The organism is Marinobacter pelagius (assembly GCF_003315345.1).
GTDB lineage: Bacteria > Pseudomonadota > Gammaproteobacteria > Pseudomonadales > Oleiphilaceae > Marinobacter > Marinobacter pelagius_A.
Genome location: NZ_QNRO01000002.1, coordinates 328,681 through 345,466, shown reverse-complemented (window position 1 = coordinate 345,466; position 16,786 = coordinate 328,681). Strand labels below are relative to the sequence as shown.

Annotated in this window: 15 protein-coding genes and 1 tRNA gene; 11 read left to right on the top strand and 5 right to left on the bottom strand. The window is 55.4% G+C overall.

The window, feature by feature from the left end:
* The first annotated feature begins 90 nt into the window (after positions 1-90).
* Positions 91-1,503 (top strand): S41 family peptidase, encoded by a 1,413-nt coding sequence (locus DET50_RS03745; protein WP_113861529.1) that lies wholly within the window; start codon positions 91-93, stop codon positions 1,501-1,503.
* A 20-nt stretch (positions 1,504-1,523) separates the two neighbouring features.
* Positions 1,524-2,366, top strand: a complete 843-nt coding sequence (locus tag DET50_RS03740) for a divergent polysaccharide deacetylase family protein (RefSeq protein WP_258546042.1) — start codon at positions 1,524-1,526, stop codon at positions 2,364-2,366.
* Positions 2,367-2,493: 127 nt separating this feature from the next.
* Here DET50_RS03740 and hisF read toward each other — a convergent pair whose 3' ends face one another.
* From hisF to DET50_RS03715, 5 genes are all read right to left on the bottom strand, one after another.
* The gene (hisF, locus tag DET50_RS03735) at positions 2,494-3,267 is read right to left on the bottom strand and encodes an imidazole glycerol phosphate synthase subunit HisF (protein ID WP_092006527.1); all 774 of its coding nucleotides are present in this window, start codon (positions 3,265-3,267) and stop codon (positions 2,494-2,496) included.
* Between the two features lie 10 nt (positions 3,268-3,277).
* Positions 3,278-4,015, bottom strand: a complete 738-nt coding sequence (hisA, locus tag DET50_RS03730; RefSeq protein WP_113861527.1) for a 1-(5-phosphoribosyl)-5-[(5-phosphoribosylamino)methylideneamino]imidazole-4-carboxamide isomerase — start codon at positions 4,013-4,015, stop codon at positions 3,278-3,280.
* A gap of 37 nt (positions 4,016-4,052) precedes the next feature.
* Positions 4,053-4,691: an imidazole glycerol phosphate synthase subunit HisH gene (gene hisH, locus DET50_RS03725; RefSeq protein ID WP_113861583.1), complete on the bottom strand. Its 639-nt coding sequence runs from the start codon at positions 4,689-4,691 to the stop codon at positions 4,053-4,055.
* 30 nt (positions 4,692-4,721) lie between these two features.
* The gene (gene hisB / locus DET50_RS03720; protein WP_113861526.1) at positions 4,722-5,315 is read right to left on the bottom strand and encodes an imidazoleglycerol-phosphate dehydratase HisB; all 594 of its coding nucleotides are present in this window, start codon (positions 5,313-5,315) and stop codon (positions 4,722-4,724) included.
* A 107-nt stretch (positions 5,316-5,422) separates the two neighbouring features.
* Positions 5,423-5,884, bottom strand: coding sequence for an SRPBCC family protein (locus DET50_RS03715; protein ID WP_113861525.1), 462 nt, complete (start codon positions 5,882-5,884; stop codon positions 5,423-5,425).
* A gap of 208 nt (positions 5,885-6,092) precedes the next feature.
* Between DET50_RS03715 and DET50_RS03710 the strand changes: the two genes are divergently transcribed.
* The 9 genes from DET50_RS03710 to hsdR all read left to right on the top strand — a co-directional run bounded on the left by DET50_RS03710 (position 6,093) and on the right by hsdR (position 16,764).
* Positions 6,093-8,300 carry an AsmA family protein gene (locus DET50_RS03710; protein WP_113861524.1) on the top strand — a complete coding sequence of 736 codons (2,208 nt, stop codon included), beginning with the start codon at positions 6,093-6,095 and terminating at the stop codon, positions 8,298-8,300.
* Positions 8,300-9,364 carry an A/G-specific adenine glycosylase gene (gene mutY / locus DET50_RS03705; RefSeq protein WP_113861523.1) on the top strand — a complete coding sequence of 355 codons (1,065 nt, stop codon included), beginning with the start codon at positions 8,300-8,302 and terminating at the stop codon, positions 9,362-9,364. Before DET50_RS03710 ends, mutY begins: the two co-directional genes overlap by 1 nt.
* Before the next feature lie 62 nt (positions 9,365-9,426).
* Positions 9,427-9,699, top strand: coding sequence for an oxidative damage protection protein (locus DET50_RS03700; RefSeq protein WP_113861522.1), 273 nt, complete (start codon positions 9,427-9,429; stop codon positions 9,697-9,699).
* A 120-nt stretch (positions 9,700-9,819) separates the two neighbouring features.
* A tRNA-Phe gene (locus DET50_RS03695) sits at positions 9,820-9,895 on the top strand.
* Between the two features lie 352 nt (positions 9,896-10,247).
* Positions 10,248-11,201: an ABC-three component system protein gene (locus DET50_RS03690; protein ID WP_113861521.1), complete on the top strand. Its 954-nt coding sequence runs from the start codon at positions 10,248-10,250 to the stop codon at positions 11,199-11,201.
* Positions 11,195-11,443 (top strand): ABC-three component system middle component 8, encoded by a 249-nt coding sequence (locus DET50_RS19705; RefSeq protein WP_113861520.1) that lies wholly within the window; start codon positions 11,195-11,197, stop codon positions 11,441-11,443. The genes DET50_RS03690 and DET50_RS19705 overlap by 7 nt, the downstream gene beginning before the upstream one ends.
* A complete protein-coding gene (locus DET50_RS03680; RefSeq protein ID WP_113861519.1) occupies positions 11,430-13,226 on the top strand; it encodes a DUF2326 domain-containing protein in 1,797 nt (598 codons plus the stop codon). The genes DET50_RS19705 and DET50_RS03680 overlap by 14 nt, the downstream gene beginning before the upstream one ends.
* Positions 13,227-13,503: 277 nt before the next feature.
* Complete coding sequence (locus tag DET50_RS03675; protein WP_113861518.1) at positions 13,504-14,079, top strand: hypothetical protein; 576 nt, start codon at positions 13,504-13,506, stop codon at positions 14,077-14,079.
* A 252-nt stretch (positions 14,080-14,331) separates the two neighbouring features.
* Positions 14,332-16,764, top strand: a complete 2,433-nt coding sequence (hsdR, locus tag DET50_RS03670; protein WP_113861517.1) for an EcoAI/FtnUII family type I restriction enzme subunit R — start codon at positions 14,332-14,334, stop codon at positions 16,762-16,764.
* The last annotated feature ends 22 nt before the right edge of the window (positions 16,765-16,786 follow it).

Below are 16,786 nucleotides of genomic sequence, written 5' to 3'. Positions count from 1 at the left end.
TTCAAGGGCTGACAAACGACGCAGCTGACGCCATACTGTCGTGAATCAGGGAAATACGTCCAACTAGTGGAAACAAAACGGGATATATTGATGAAACGGGTCAGAAGTACACTTCCGCCAAGGGTTTTACGCAAACTCACGCTCGCTACCTGTTTCATGACCGCATCGAGCCTGGCCTTTGCCCAGGATCCACAGTCCGAGGAATTGCTGGAAGGCATCCAGGACGGCAAGAAGGTGGAAATCAGCCTGCCCGATCCCGAAAAACAGCTCCCCCTGGACGACCTGCGCAAGTTCACGGAAGTATTCAGCCGCATCAAGGATGCCTACGTCGAGGAGGTCTCGGACCAGCAACTGCTTGAAAGCGCTATCAAGGGCATGCTGTCCGACCTGGACCCCCACTCCACCTACCTCGCTCCCAAAGACTACGAAGAACTGGAAGAGAGCACTTCCGGTGAATTTGGCGGCCTGGGCATTGAAGTGGGCATGGAAAACGGCTTCGTAAAAGTCATCGCACCGATCGACGACACTCCGGCCCAGAAGGCCGGAGTGCAGGCCGGCGACCTGATCATCAAACTGGACGAAAAACCGGTCAAGGGCATGTCCCTGGAAGAGGCTGTCAATCTGATGCGGGGCAAGCCCGGCACCGTGCTGACCCTGACCATCATGCGCGAAGGCGAGAGTGCGCCCATCGAGATCGACGTCACCCGGGATATCATCAAGGTCACCAGCGTGAAATCGCGCATGCTGGATAACGGCTACGGGTACGTGCGCATCACCCAGTTCCAGGCGGACACCGGCGGCCAGTTCCGGGATGCCCTGAAGAAACTGGAGACCGAACACGGCGCAGATCTCGACGGCCTGGTCATCGACTTGCGCAACAACCCCGGCGGCGTTCTGCAGGCCGCGGTGGAAACCGCTGACGCCCTGCTCGACGGCGGCCTGATCGTCTACACCGAGGGACGGATCCAGAGCTCGAGACTGCGCTTCAGCGCCAAGTCCGGCGACGTCATGGCCGGCACACCCATTGTGGTGCTGATCAACGGCGGCTCCGCCTCGGCCTCCGAGATCCTGGCCGGCGCCCTTCAGGACCATGAGCGCGCCGTCATCATGGGCACCAAGTCCTTTGGCAAGGGCAGCGTCCAGACCGTCATCCCGCTGGATGAAACCCATGCCATCAAGATGACCACCGCCCGCTACTACACGCCGGACGGCCGATCCATCCAGGCCACCGGTATCAAGCCCGATATCGTGGTGCGCCCGGCGGAACTGACCGAACTCGATGGTCAGCCGTTCTTTACCGAGGCTGACCTCAGCGGCCATCTTGAAGGTCAGAACGAAGACAAAGGTCAGACCAAAGAGCAGGAGAACCCGGAAGAAAAGGCCGCGGAGACGAGCTCTATGGTAGATCGGGATTACCAGTTGCGCTCGGCGCTGAACCTGCTCAAAGGCATGCATATCCTGAACCGCAGGGATAATACCTCCGGGGAAGGAAGCGGCGAGTGAGGCTGATTCTTTGCCTGTTCCTGGCAGTTGCAAGTCTTGCCGCGGCAAGTGCAACTGCGCAGGAGAACCTCCGGGAGCTGCCACCTACCATCGCCATCATCATTGATGACATGGGGCACAATCTTCAGGAAGGCCGGCGGCTGGTCAACATGGACCAGCCCCTGACCCTGGCCTTCCTGCCCTACCGACGCTTCACCGAACAACTGGCCACCCTCGCGCACCGGAAGAACAAGGAAATCATGCTGCATGCGCCCATGGCCAACACCCAGAATTTCAGCCTTGGTGCCGGCGGGCTCACCCCGGACATGGACGAACACACCCTGAGCCAAACCCTGCGGCGTTCACTCCAGTCCATCCCCTTTGTCAGCGGCGTCAACAATCATATGGGCAGCCTGCTGACCCAGCAACTGCAAGCCATGGACTGGGTCATGAAAGAGCTCGACAAGTACCCGGTGTACTTCGTGGACAGCCGCACCATTGCCTCCTCCGTGGCCGGCGATGTGGCCACCGCCTACCAGATACCGAACGTGACCCGGGATGTGTTCCTTGACCACGAACAGACCGAAGAATTTGTCGATCGCCAGTTTAAGCTGCTGATCAAGCGCGCCAAAGAGAATGGCAGCGCCGTTGGTATCGGGCACCCGCACAAGGTCACCGTGGATTACCTGGAGAAGCATCTGCCGATGCTGGATGAGCAGGGTATCGCTATCGCCACCGTGAGCGGGCTGTGGGCGATGCGTAACGGGAACCGGACGATGTTTGCGGAGGGGGAGAAGCAGGCGATTCGGCCGGCTTATGCGGCAGGGATCAAGTTGGGGTCAGATGAGAGTGTTCATCAGACCCCGAAAAAAGACGTGAACTAGGGGACATTCGCCAAGGTGGGGTCAGATGAAGGCTTTCATCAGACCCCTGGGGACAACGTGAACTTGGGGACAGGCGCTAAGTTGGGGTCAGATGAAAGCTTTCATCTGACCCCGTTTTCATGCCCGCTCAATCCCGGACTTCAATCCCTTGCGCCTTCATGAACGCCTTCGCCTCGGGAATCGTATGCTGCCCGAAGTGGAAGATGGAGGCGGCCAATACCGCATCGGCCCCACCCTTGGTGACACCATCCGCCAGATGCTGAAGCTCACCCACTCCACCTGAAGCGATCACCGGCACCGCCACCGCATCGCTGATGGCGCGGGTCAGGCCCAGGTCGAAGCCGATCTTGGTGCCGTCCCGGTCCATACTGGTCAGCAGCAGTTCGCCGGCGCCCATCTCGACCATCTTTCTGGCCCATTCCACGGCGTCCAGCCCGGTGGGCTTGCGACCGCCGTGGGTGAAGATTTCCCAGCGCGGCTCTTCGCCTTCGGCACTGACCTGTTTGGCGTCGATGGCGACCACGATGCACTGGCTACCAAACCGCTCGGCGGCTTCACGCACGAATTCGGGATTGAACACCGCCGCGGTGTTGATGGATACCTTGTCGGCGCCGGCATTGAGCAGCTTGCGGATATCCTCGACGGTACGCACGCCGCCACCGACGGTCAGCGGGATGAAAACCTCCGCCGCCATGCGCTCCACCGTCTCGTAAGTGGTGTCACGGCTCTCGTGGCTGGCCGTGATGTCCAGAAAGGTGATCTCGTCGGCGCCCTGCTCATTGTATCGGCGGGCCACCTCAACCGGATCCCCGGCATCCCGGATATCCACGAAGTTCACGCCTTTGACCACGCGGCCCTTGTCCACGTCCAGGCAGGGAATGATGCGTTTTGCCAGTCCCATGCTAACTCCCTCAGTCGTTCAGGCTGTCGCAGAAGGCTTGGGCCTCGGCCACATCCAGGGTGCCCTCGTAGATGGCACGGCCGGTGATGGCACCGAGGATGCCCTTGTCCGCCACTTCCGCCAGGCGCTTGAGGTCATCCATGTTGGTCACGCCGCCGGAGGCGATCACCGGAATGCCACCCTCTTCCGCCAGCTTCGCGGTGGCCTCCACGTTCACGCCCTGCATCATGCCGTCACGGCTGATGTCGGTGTAAACGATGGCATCAACACCATCGTTAGCGAAACGCTTGGCCAGATCCACCGCCATCACCTCGGAGACTTCGGCCCAGCCATCGGTGGCCACGCGGCCGTCTTTGGCATCCAGGCCCACGATGATGTGACCGGGGAAACGCTTGCACATCTCGGTCACGAATTCCGGCTCTTTCACCGCCTTGGTACCGATGATCACCCACTGAACGCCAGCTTTCAGATAGGCCTCGATGGTTTCAGCAGAGCGGATACCGCCACCGATCTGGATCGGCAAATCCGGGTACTTCCTGGCAATGGCCTGCACGATCTCGCCGTTGACCGGCTCACCGGCAAAGGCGCCGTTCAGATCCACCAGGTGCAGACGACGGGCGCCGGCATCCACCCAGCGGGTGGCCATGTCGACCGGGTCGTCACCGAAGACGGTGGAATCGTCCATCCGGCCCTGGCGCAGGCGTACACATTTGCCGTCTTTGAGATCAATGGCGGGGATAATCAGCATAGAGCAATGTCCGTGTAGTTCGTTCTGATGGCCGGCGTTACTTGCCGGACCAGTCCACAAAGTTTTTCAGCAGCTGCAGGCCAGCCCGAGCACTCTTCTCCGGGTGGAACTGCACCGCAAAAATGTTATCGCGGGCCACCGCGGCCGCCAGGTCGACGCCATAGTGGGCACGGCCGGCCATGTCGGCATTGCCCTCGGCCTCGGCGTAATAGCTGTGCACGAAATAGAAGCGGTCGCCGTCCGGAATGTTGTGCCAGAGCGGGTGATCGATGGTCTGGAAGACCTCGTTCCAGCCCATGTGGGGCACCTTCAGGCGCTCACCGTTTTCCACCAGGTTGTCACCGAAGTAGCGAACCTCGGAGGGGAACAAGCCGATGCAGTCGACGCCGTTATTCTCTTCGCTGCGGGACATCAGTGCCTGCATGCCGACGCAGATACCGAGGAAGGGGCGATCCCGGGACACTTCCCGGACCAGGGTATCCACCTCCAGCCGGCGAATCTCCGCCATGCAGTCGCGGATGGCTCCGACGCCGGGCAGGATGACATGGTCCGCCTCCCGGATCTGGTCGGCGTTATCGGTCACCAGGACGGTGACATCCGGGGCAACGTGCTCCACCGCCTTGCGGGCGGAATGAAGGTTCCCCATACCGTAGTCGATGATGGCAACGGTTTTCATGGTCAAATGCGATGTCCTGTTGGTGACCGGTTACAGCGAGCCCTTGGTGGACGGGGTAATCCCCGCCATGCGCTCGTCCATCTCGATTGCCATGCGCAGGGCACGGCCGAAGGCCTTGAACACGGTCTCGATCTGATGGTGGGTGTTCTTGCCCTTCAGATTGTCGATGTGCAGGGTCACCATGGAGTGGTTGACGAAACCGTGGAAGAATTCCTCGAACAGATCCACGTCAAAACCGCCCACGGAGGCACGGGTGTAGGGCACATCCATGTCCAGGCCCGGACGGCCGGAGAGGTCGATCACGACCCGGGACAGGGCCTCATCGAGCGGCACATAGGCGTGCCCATAACGACGGATGCCTTTCTTGTCACCCACCGCCTGCCTGAAAGCCTGGCCCAGGGTAATGCCGATGTCTTCCACGGTGTGGTGATCATCAATGTGCAGGTCGCCCTTGGAGACAATGTTGAGGTCGACCAGCCCGTGGCGGGCGATCTGATCCATCATGTGCTCCAGGAACGGCACACCGGTGTCAAAGCTGGACTTGCCGGTGCCGTCGAGATCGATCTCGACAGTAATCTGTGTTTCGAGGGTGTTGCGTTCTACGCGAGCCTTACGTTCGGCCATGGAGACTCCGTCGTCATAAACCGGCTTGGTGCCGAAAACAATTTGTTTGCGGATTATACCTTTTATGCCCGCCGGAGTCCCGCAACCGCATCAATGACCGTGATAGCTCAGAACGCCTTCTTGAGATTGCTCATGTAGGTGTCCACGAGGCTGTTGAACTCGTGTTTGATCACCGGGCTGATAGCGAGCTTCAGCAGGCTGGGCAGGGGCACGGTCAGCTCCGCGCTGGTACGGAATTTCACCCTAGTGGCGTTGTCGCCGTTGGCCGTCAGGTTCCAGGAACCGCTGACCACGCCGTTACCCTCACCCTTGATAGGCTCCCAGGTGATCTTGCCGGCATCCTTGTCCGAGTAATATTTGCAGGCGTAGACCGACTGGATGGCGTGCTTGTCCACACCGACTTTCTCCATTTCCCAGCGATAGCTGTTGTCGCCCAGGTCGGTCAGCTTGTGGACCTTCGGGAAATGACTGGCGGAACGCGGTACGTCGGCCAGCAACTCAAAGACTTCGTCGTAACCGGCGGGGATCTCCAGATCGCGGTTCAACTCAATCGACACAGTAATTGCCACAGCCCACTCCTTTTTGTCTTTATAAACTGTCTGCGGAGGCCGAATGGCCCCTCACGGGGAAAATCAGGGGGAGTATTTTGGCCTATCACTACACCATTGTCATACTCCTGCGCTGTTAATTTGTTAACCCTGCGTTATCCTTAACTTTATTAGCCAGGGGATTCGCCCTCAAGCTCCCGATGCTCACCGGAACAAGGAAGCCCTGATCATGAAAGCTGTTCGTTACCTCCTGATTGCCATTGTTGCCATCATCATTCTGGCAGTAGTGGCCATCGCGATCGCCATGGCGGTCATCGATCCGAACGACTACAAGCCGCAGATCGAAAAGGCCGTGGAGCAGCAGACCAACCTGGATCTGCAACTGGAAGGCGATATCGGCTGGTCCTTCATTCCCCTGGGCCTCGAGCTCAACAACGTGAGCGCCAACCTCGAGGAAGAGCGTTTCGTAGCCCTCGACCAGCTGGTGGCACAGGTGGATTTCTGGTCCCTCATTGCCATGTCACCCCGGGTGAACACGTTCGTACTGGACGGGCTGGAAGCCAACCTGGAAGTCAACGAACAGGGCGAAGGCAACTGGACCCGGATCATGCGGGAGTCCCCGCAGGCTGCGGATGGAACACAGGCGTCGGAAGAGCAGCCAGCCGAACAACAGCCGCAAGAAGAAGCCCAGACTGCCTCCGGCGGCGAGCCGCTCAACTTCAACGTGGAAAACGTCCAGATCAGCAATGCCCGGGTGCATTACACCGACAACAGCACCGGCCAGGCGGTCACCCTCGAAAACTTTGCCGTCAACGCCAGTGACATCACCCTGGGTTCCGAGTTTCCGCTGGAAGTCAGCTTTCAGGTGGATACCGCCAAACCACAGCTCAAGGTTGATGGCAGCATCAATGCCCGACTGGCCGCCAACGAGGCTCTCAATGACTTCGCCGTCTCCGGCCTCAAGGCCGTGTTCGATATGAGTGGCGAGCCGTTCGGCGGCAAATCCGTTACTGCCGAGCTGGCCGGTTCAGCCAGGGCCAATCTGGAAAACGAGACCGCCACGCTTTCCGGTTTCACCGCCAGCCTGGCCAATCTGGCACTGTCCACCGATCTTGAAGTACAAGGCTTCGGCGATAAACCAGCCCTGAAGGGCAACCTGGACATCCAGGAGTTCTCCCTGAAAGAGCTGCTCAGCAACCTGGGCCAGCCGACCATCGAAACCAGCGATCCGGATGTCCTCAAAGCAGTCGCCTTCTCCACCGACATCGGCGGCTCCCCGGGCACAGCAACCCTGGAGAACCTCACTATCAAGCTCGACGACACCACGTTCAACGGCTCCGGCAGCTACACCCTTGCCGACGGCGGCATTGTCTTCAATCTGCAAGGTGACGAACTCAATGCCGACCGGTACCTGCCCCCCAAGGCCGAAGGTGAGGAAGCTGCCGCCAGCGAGGAACCGCAGACTGCAGAGGCCGGCTCTGCCGGAGGCTCAGGATCCGGTGCCGCCCCCGAATCCGACCTGCTGCCACTGGAAACCCTGCGCACACTGCTGCTGGATGTGGATTTCGGTCTCGGCAAGCTGATCGTCAGCAACCTGACCATCAATGAAATCAAGGCCAGCACCACCGCCAAAAACGGTGTGCTCAAAGTCGACGACTTCAGCGGCAAGATGTACGAAGGCAGCTTCGGTGCCAACGCCACCATCGATGCCCGCAGCGACAATCCGAAGTGGAGCTTTGCCTCCAACGTGACCAATGTGCAGACCCTGCCCCTGCTGACCGATCTGGCGGAAGTGGACATGCTCGGCGGTGGCGCCAACCTGAAGGTGAATGCCACCACCTCGGGCAATCGCATTTCCGCACTGCGTGAGAACGCCGACGGCCAGATCAGTTTCAACCTGGCCAAGGGTGAGTTCCGGCGCATGAACATGACGCGCATGGCATGCCAGGGCATCGCCCTGGTCAACCAGGAACAGCTGACCACCACCGACTGGGGCACCACCACTCCGTTCAACGACATGAGCGGCACCCTGGACATCAATGGCAACACCCTGGCCAACAAGAACCTCGTGGCCTCGCTCGCGGGCATGAAGCTGGAGGGTCAGGGCACCGTCGACATGAAGCAGACCACCCTGGATTACGAGGCGGGCCTGCGCATCGTGGGCGAAGTGCACCGGGACCCGGCCTGCCGGGTGACCGAATACGTGGAGAATGTGGTTATCCCGGTGGAATGCCGTGGCAACTTCTCCGAGGACCCGGCCGGGCTATGCTCCTTTGACGGCTCCCGCTTCCGGGACACCCTGAAGACCATTGCGGAGAACGCAGCCAAGGCCAAAGTGAAAGAAGAAGTCGACAAGGCCAAGGAAGAAGCCGAAGAAAAGGTGAAGGAAAAGATCGAGGAGGAGCTGGGCGACAAGCTCAAGGGCCTGTTCCAGTAATGACCGACCGTTTCGCCGACAAGCTCCTCACCTGGTATGACCAGCACGGCAGGCATGACCTGCCGTGGCACCATGACCGAAACGCCTACCGGGTCTGGGTCTCGGAGATCATGCTCCAGCAGACCCAGGTGACCACCGTCATCCCCTACTTCGAGGCCTTCATGGCCCGGTTCCCGACCGTGCATGATCTCGCTAATGCTCCGGTGGATGATGTGCTCAGCCACTGGTCCGGACTCGGCTACTACGCCCGCGCCCGCAACCTGCACAAGGCGGCGAAACAGGTGGTTGAGGAGTTTGGCGGGGAGTTTCCAAAGGACCAGGAACAGCTGGAATCGCTCACCGGCATCGGCCGCTCCACCGCCGCCGCCATTATTGCCCAGGCCTTCGGCAAGCGAGCCACCATCCTGGACGGCAACGTCAAACGGGTACTGGCCCGTTACCACGCCGTCCCAGGCTGGCCCGGCCAGACCGCTGTGCTGAACCGACTCTGGGAACATGCCGAGGAGCATACGCCTGACGAACGCGTCAGAGACTACACCCAGGCCATCATGGATCTGGGCGCGACAGTATGCACCCGCACCCGGCCCGACTGCGAAGGCTGCCCTGTCAGCTCGGGCTGCCGGGCCTATGCGCTCGGCGAAACAAGCCTTTACCCCGGCTCGAAGCCAAAGAAAGCCAAACCGGAAAAAACCACCTGGATGGTCATCCTGGAAGACAGCGACGGCCGTATCCTGCTGGAGCGGCGACCACCCAGCGGCATCTGGGGCGGCCTCTGGAGCCTGCCAGAACTGGATCCTGCCTACGGCCCGGAAGAGCTTTCCGAAGCCTGCGAACAGCAGCTGGGGATGAGCTGTGGCGATCCGGAACTGATCAGCGGCTTCCGCCACACGTTCAGCCATTACCACCTGCACATCCAGCCCGCCCGACTGCCCGTCACCGGCAGCACGAAGGTTGCCGACACCGCGCAACAGCGCTGGCTGCACCGGTACGAAGCCCTGGCCCTGGGCCTCCCTGCCCCAATCCGCTCGCTGTTGACCGAACCGGAACAGGCCGCCCTGCTCTGAGGCGGCCACCCCGCACGATCTGTTATCATTCAGCCAGATTTCACATCGACACAGGAGCCGACATGAGCCGCACCGTATTCTGTCGCAAGTACCAGCAAGAAATGGAAGGCCTCGACTTCCCGCCCATGCCCGGCGCCAAGGGCCAGGACATCTTCGACAATATATCCAAACAGGCCTGGGAAGAATGGCAGGCCCAGCAGACCATGCTCATCAACGAAAAGCACCTGAGCCTGATGGACCCGAACACCCGGAAATACCTGCAGGCGCAGATGGAGCACTTCTTCAATAACGAGCCATTCGACCAGGCCGAAGGCTACGTTCCACCCGAGAAATAACGGCGTTTGGTCAAGGCCTGAGCAACCCTGAAAAGATTCAGAAATTTTTGCCTGCCGGCCTTGACTCATCAACCCTAAACCGGTTTAATAGCGCCCCGTTGCAGCGCAGTACCGCAACACGCCCGGATAGCTCAGTTGGTAGAGCAGGGGATTGAAAATCCCCGTGTCGGTGGTTCGATTCCGCCTCCGGGCACCATTAAGAATTCTGACGAAGCCCGCCCTTGTGCGGGCTTTGTTGTTTCTGGATTCTACTTTTGTAAGCAATATGTAAGCAGATTCATTAATCTGACAGTGAAGCCGATCATAGCTCCCTCCCCCTTGCGGCTGGCTTCGACCCAGACGAAATCTAAGGCACAATACGAATCTGACCAACAACACACCGGAGTAAAGCCGAAAACTCTCGATTCACTTCAGGCGAACGCACCTTACGATTGGGGGCCAACCAGCTCTTAATTCAGGCCATTCAGAATTGCGAACAGTGGACGTAGGGTATACGTTTACCAGCAAGCATACCGGCAGAGAAGCAACCCAAAAGGCACGGACGTAAAATGGCAAAATATGCATACTCTGATCTCAGTGATGGCCAATTTGAAGACTTGGTTCTTGCCATCTGTCAGCGTCTATTCGGGTTAGCGACACAAGGATTTGCAAAGGGCCCCGACGGTGGGCGTGACGCAAAATTCGTCGGCACTGCCGAGATGTATCCGAGCAAAACCTCGCCGTGGCAAGGGACCACTATAATCCAGGCAAAACATACAATTGGATTAAACAAAAGCTTTACCGAGAGCGATTTTTTTAGCACAAACAATGATAATTGCGTTATTCAAAAAGAAATCCCCAGAATCCAGAACTTAATCTCAAAAGGCGATTTAGACAATTATCTTTTGATTGCTAACAGACGTTTGACAGGAAATGGCGAGAACGAGATTGTTTCCCATATATCCAGCGTCTGCAATCTGCCACAGCCCCAGATCAAAGTATGTGGCGTAGAGCAGCTTGAGTCATGGCTGAAACATTTTCGAGAAATCCCTGATCAACTTGACCTTGATCCTATTGACGCACCACTCCTAGTCTCACCAGATGATCTCGCTGAGGTGATTCAAGCATTAGATGGACAAAAGGCTAACTTTAAAACAATTGATGACAAACCCCCTACCCCTCGGGTCGAATATAAAACAAAAAATAAAATCAATAACTTTACGACTGAGGGAGCTCGATATTGGCGCAGCCGCTTTTTAAAGGAAACGCCCAAAATTGACTCTTTCCTGGCTGCGCCACAAAACTCACAATTTGTAAAAATGTATGAGTCAACAGTTGATGAGTTTCAATGCAACATCATTGCAAAGAGAAAGGACCATCAAAATTTTGATGAGGTATTGAATCACATTTTTCGGGCGCTAGTGGAACGCGACCCAGATCTTAGAAGGCACAGATCCTTGACGAGGGCTATGCTATTTTACATGTATTGGAATTGTGACATTGGTGAGGATGAAGAATGTTGAGACCAACCAAATATTCGCACCCCGATAGCACAGTCGTAAGCGCATCACTGCTCTTATTAGAATCGTTGAAGGACGGCCGGATTATCGAATACTCTGACCTTTTAAAACTGACTAAAAGCCGAATCTCGGGCGGAGAGAACCTTTTTATTCCAGCGCTCAGCTTTCTTTTTCTCATGGGGAAAGTTCGTTACCACCAAAACACCGATTCTTTTGAATACATAGATCACAATGAAGCTAACTAAAGTTTATAGCAATCAAGACGAGACTTTCGCCCCCATTTTTCTTAAAGATGGCTTAAACGCTGTAATCGCTGAGATAAGAAAGCCGGAGAACAAAGACAAAGACACACATAACCTCGGAAAAACCACACTAGCAAGATTGTTGGACTTTCTTCTGCTTGCTCAACGCAACAAGAAACAATTCTTGTTCAAACACTTATCGATGTTCGAAAGTTTTGTCTTTTTCTTAGAGATTCAGATCACCTCAGAAAAATTCCTAACAGTCCGCCGTTCGGTAGCAAAGCCAAGCAAAATATCCTTTAAATATCATAACGAAAAGTACAAAGACTTCACCCAACTTGATGATTCCCAATGGGATCACGCAGGTGTTACGTTCGATAGAGCAAGAAATATTTTGAACAGCGCTCTAGGTCTCCGTGACTTGTCACCGTGGGGCTACAGACAGATCACCGGGTATTTACTTAGAACCCAGAATGATTACACAGATGTTTTTCAACTCCAAAAATTCAAAGGTAAGCATGAAACTTGGAAGCCATTTCTCGCACAAATCTTAGGTTTTGAATCTGCATTCATTACCGAACAATATGAAACCGAAAAAAGAGTCGATGATTCAGAGAGATCCCTTGAAACTGTTAAGACCGAACTGGGCGGATTAAATCTCGATTCCGGAAAGATTGAGGGCTTACTACAGCTGAAGCTTCGTGAATCTGAAAAGAAAGAATCGCTGCTATCGCAATTCGATTTTCGCGAAGAAGATGCAAAGCTAGCCGAAATCACAATCTCCGATTACGACCGTGAACTAGCAGATTTAACTACTAGAAGATATTATCTAAACCAATCTAAATCTAAGATAGAGGAATCGATAAAAGATAACTCTATACTTTTCGATACTGAACAGGCAAAAAAATTATTTGAGGAAGCTGGCGTCTTCTTTAAAGACCAAATAAAGAAGGACTTCGATCAACTGATTGAGTTTAACGAAGCCATTACGGAAGAAAGAAAGTCGTACCTCGAAGAGGACCTTAAGGAAATAAATGATGAGCTTGACGTGATAAAGGCTCAAATAGATAACTTGGCCGGTGAACGGTCAAAAAACCTCAAGTTTATTAAGGAGGTTGATGTATTTGAAAAATATAAATCGATTTCTAAAGATTTGATTAAAATCAAGGCTGACATCGAAACCTTAGAAAGGCAGCGAGAGAATTTGAAACGGCTACAGGAGCTAAGGAGTGAGCTTCGAAATATTAAAAGCCATTTATCCGAAGTCCAAGAAGAAATCGAGAATAACGTTGACACTATAAACGGTGATCCTAATAGCCAATTTTCAAAGGTCAGAGAGCATTTCAGCGATATCGTTGAAAAGGTTTTATCAAGAAAAGCTTTGTTAAGCGTATCAGTGAATCAGCAAGGACATATTGAGTTTTTAGCAGAGATCCTTGACGACGATGGCAACTCAACGAGTGCAGATCTCGGACACACATACAAAAAGTTGCTGTGCGTAGCGTTTGACCTTTCTATTCTTCGAGTTCATTTAGGGGGCAAGTTCCCGCGTTGGCTTTATCATGACGGTATATTCGAGTCTTTAGACAATCGCAAAAAGGAAAATCTCCTAGAGGTTATCCAGGAATATACAGAGCTTGGAATACAAATGATTGTGACTGCCATTGATTCAGATCTTCCAACAAGAAATGCGCAAAACTCTCCCGTCTTTGAGGACGCACAAATTGTACTTAGGCTTCATGATGAAGATAGTTCCGGAAGGCTCTTCAGAATGGCCAGCTGGTAGCAAAGGCCGTAGAAACGGCTATACCAGCGACATGTACTATCTTTATGTCAACAGTACCGAAGTTCGGCCGTATTTCATCAACATAGATCGTCCTTTTTTCATCAGCTCTCGGTGTCGTATTTTCGAACGTTAATGCCATGAGAGTCCCCATTTGTATGCTAGTATTGGGTGAAATGGAGCGGCTGATTGATACCTAAACTCGGTGGCTGACCACTTTTGGCATAACCAATGCTGATTACTTTATGCCGTAAGCGGTTTCAAACAGGACGTTAGCTGTATGAAGATACTACCCGCCGTTATCTTGCTGACAATTGTTATCTCTGGTTGCTCCGCGACCCGTCCAGCCAATCAATTGACTGTTGTCTCTGATGGGCATCATGGCATTGCCGTCGTGGCTTTAGAGACCCTGGTACTTGTCGACACTCGATTCACTGAACGGGAGAGCACCGAAAACAGCAACGGCACGTCATGGCTGTTTACGGACTATGAGAGCCAGCCTGACCAAGAGTTCATAATCGTTTTTCTGGGAACCGCTAAGCTCCCAGAGCTGCCTGAAGGCGCCTCCGAGATCAACACTCCCATCGGCCCCGCATTCGAACATTTCTTCGCCGCGGAGCTCAGTCGTCTATCTCTGGACAAGCTGTCTGAAAAGCATGGCTTCACAGCACCAGCCTGCGGATATGGTCGGCAACTTCTATTTGATGCCCAGGATGCCCGAAAGTACCTCAGCGTTACATACATCGAGGGGGAACCTTGCGCATCGGCTTTCCAACATGGCGGCGAATTTGAATCGCTGAGGCGATCAATGGTTCGCACGAGAGCCGAAACCGTTGTGAAATTAAAAGCCCTTTGAAAGAGCTTTTCCTCAATCAGGATTCGGGAGCCAAACTACAAGCGAGCCTTGGCATGCATAGGCACGCCAAGCATCTCCGAATATTGCCTTAGTTTGAATTAAGCTAATTGGAGCATATCCGCACTATTGTTAATAAGGCCATCAAAACCGCCCCAAGCAAACCTTCTTAAACCTGTCCCTATGGGCTACCCTGAGACTACAAAACTACGCAAAACCAGATAGTTGCAAACAGGAAGTAACGGCGGCGAGCCAATGGACAAGAAAAAGCTCACAGAACGGGACATCTGCACCAAGCACATCAACCCTGCCCTGCAGAAATCAGGCTGGGACATGCACAGTCAGGTGCGGGAGGAAGTCTCGTTCACCGCTGGCCGCATCATCGTGCGTGGCAGGCTGCATACCCGTGGCAAACGCCGCCGAGCAGATTACGTTCTCAGCTACAAGAAGAACATGCCCATTGCCATCATCGAAGCGAAAGACAACAACCACAGTCTGGGCGATGGCATGCAGCAGGCATTGGCCTACAGCGACGCGCTGGACGCCCCCTTCGTGTTCAGCAGCAACGGCGACGGCTTCCTGTTCCACGACCGCACCGGGCTTTTCGGTAAAACCGAGTCCACCCTCAGCCTAGATGAATTCCCCACCCCAGAAACCCTCTGGGAGCTTTACTGCCAGTACAAAGGCATCCACCAGAACGCCCGGCAGACAGTCGAACAGCCCTACTACGATGACGGTAGCGGCCGAACACCCCGCTATTACCAGACAGTCGCCATCAACCGCACCGTAGAGGCTGTAGCCCGCGGGCAGAACCGCATCCTGCTGGTGATGGCCACCGGCACCGGCAAGACCTTTACCGCCTTCCAGATAATCTGGCGGCTGTGGAAGTCCAAACAGAAGAAACGCATCCTGTTCCTGGCCGACCGCAACATTCTGGTAGACCAGACCAAGAACAACGACTTCAAGCCCTTCGGCCAGGCCATGACCAAGGTCACCAACCGAACGGTAGACCCGTCCTACGAGATTTACCTGTCGCTGTACCAGGCCGTCACCGGCAGCGAGGAAGAGCAGAACATCTACAAACAGTTCTCCCCGGATTTCTTCGACCTCGTGGTTATCGACGAGTGCCACCGGGGCAGCGCCGCCGTGGATTCGGCATGGCGCCGGATTCTGGAATACTTCTCCGCTGCGACCCACATCGGCCTGACAGCAACCCCGAAGGAAACCAAAGAAGTCTCCAACATCGATTACTTCGGTGAGCCGGTCTACACCTATTCATTGAAGCAAGGCATCGAGGACGGCTTCCTCGCGCCCTACAAGGTCGTTCGAATCGACCTGGACAAGGACCTCCAAGGCTGGCGCCCGAGCAAGGGCCAGACCGACAAGCACGGCGAACTCATAGATGACAGAATCTATAACCAGAAAGATTTCGACCGCACCCTGGTTCTGGAAAAGCGCACCGAAGTGGTCGCAGAGAAAGTCACGGAGTTCCTGAAACAAACCGACCCGTACCAGAAGACCATCGTGTTCTGCGAAGACATCGACCACGCCGAACGGATGCGCCAGGCCCTGGTGAACCTGAACCCGGAACGGGTGAAGGAGAGCCGCAAGTACGTGATGCGCATTACCGGCGATGAGCAGGAAGGCAAAGCCGAGCTGGACAACTTCATCAACCCGGAAGAGCGTTACCCGGTCATTGCCACTACCAGCAAACTGATGACTACAGGTGTAGATGCCCAGACCTGCAAGCTCATCGTGCTGGACCAGCGCATCCAGTCCATGACCGAGTTCAAGCAGATAATCGGCCGTGGCACCCGCATCAACGACGATTACAACAAGCACTGGTTCACCATTCTGGACTTTAAAAAGGCCACTGAACTGTTTGCAGACCCGGCCTTCGACGGTGACCCGGTGAAGGTCTATGTACCGGGTGCGGGAGACCCGGTTAACCCCGACGACGAACAGGCGCCGGAGACCCCGGAACCTGAACACGAATGCGGTGAGGAACCCGAGGACTATGAAGCAGATCCCGACGCGGGCTGGGAAACCGACGACCCGGAAGGCGGAGACACCGGTGGCTCTGGTGAAGGCAGCGGAACAGGCGGCGGCAGAACCCGTTACGTGGTGGACAATGTTGAAGTGACCGTTATCGCCGAGCGCGTTCAGTATCTGGGCCCCGACGGAAAGCTCATCACCGAAAGCCTGAAGGACTTCACCCGCAAGAAAGTGAAGGAGCAGTACGCCACGCTCACCGAGTTCCTCAAGCACTGGAACCAGGCCGAGCGCAAACAGGCCATCATCGAAGAATTGGCTGAGCAAGGCGTCATCTGGGACGACCTCATCAAGGATGTGAGCAAGAAACTGGGCGCCGAGCCCGACCCCTTCGATGTCATCTGCCACATTGTCTACGACCAGCCGCCCTTGAGCCGCAAGGAGCGGGCCGAGCAGGTACGTAAGCAGAACTACTTCAGCAAATACGAGGGCGCCAGCAAACAGGTTCTCGACGCCCTGCTGGACAAGTATACCGACGACGGCATTGAACCTATCGAAGATGTTAAAATCCTCACCCTTGCGCCATTCAGCCAGATCGGTTCACTGATGGAACTGGTGGATGCCTTTGGCGGCAAGCCGGGCTACACCGAAGCCGTGAAAGATCTGGAAGACGAGCTGTACCGGCAAACACCCTGATCTGATTTTCCATTATCTCCAT

Excerpts from the sequence above, each read along its gene's own strand:
- mutY (WP_113861523.1), top strand. The coding sequence starts at position 8,300 with ATGACCGACCGTTTCGCCGACAAGCTCCTCACCTGGTATGACCAGCAC.
- DET50_RS03675 (WP_113861518.1), top strand. The coding sequence starts at position 13,504 with ATGAAGATACTACCCGCCGTTATCTTGCTGACAATTGTTATCTCTGGT.
- hisA (WP_113861527.1), bottom strand. The coding sequence starts at position 4,015 with ATGCTGATTATCCCCGCCATTGATCTCAAAGACGGCAAATGTGTACGC.
- hisH (WP_113861583.1), bottom strand. The coding sequence starts at position 4,691 with ATGAAAACCGTTGCCATCATCGACTACGGTATGGGGAACCTTCATTCC.
- DET50_RS03680 (WP_113861519.1), top strand. The coding sequence starts at position 11,430 with ATGAAGCTAACTAAAGTTTATAGCAATCAAGACGAGACTTTCGCCCCC.
- hisF (WP_092006527.1), bottom strand. The coding sequence starts at position 3,267 with ATGGGACTGGCAAAACGCATCATTCCCTGCCTGGACGTGGACAAGGGC.
- DET50_RS03745 (WP_113861529.1), top strand. The coding sequence starts at position 91 with ATGAAACGGGTCAGAAGTACACTTCCGCCAAGGGTTTTACGCAAACTC.
- DET50_RS03690 (WP_113861521.1), top strand. The coding sequence starts at position 10,248 with ATGGCAAAATATGCATACTCTGATCTCAGTGATGGCCAATTTGAAGAC.
- hsdR (WP_113861517.1), top strand. The coding sequence starts at position 14,332 with ATGGACAAGAAAAAGCTCACAGAACGGGACATCTGCACCAAGCACATC.
- DET50_RS19705 (WP_113861520.1), top strand. The coding sequence starts at position 11,195 with ATGTTGAGACCAACCAAATATTCGCACCCCGATAGCACAGTCGTAAGC.
- DET50_RS03700 (WP_113861522.1), top strand. The coding sequence starts at position 9,427 with ATGAGCCGCACCGTATTCTGTCGCAAGTACCAGCAAGAAATGGAAGGC.
- hisB (WP_113861526.1), bottom strand. The coding sequence starts at position 5,315 with ATGGCCGAACGTAAGGCTCGCGTAGAACGCAACACCCTCGAAACACAG.
- DET50_RS03710 (WP_113861524.1), top strand. The coding sequence starts at position 6,093 with ATGAAAGCTGTTCGTTACCTCCTGATTGCCATTGTTGCCATCATCATT.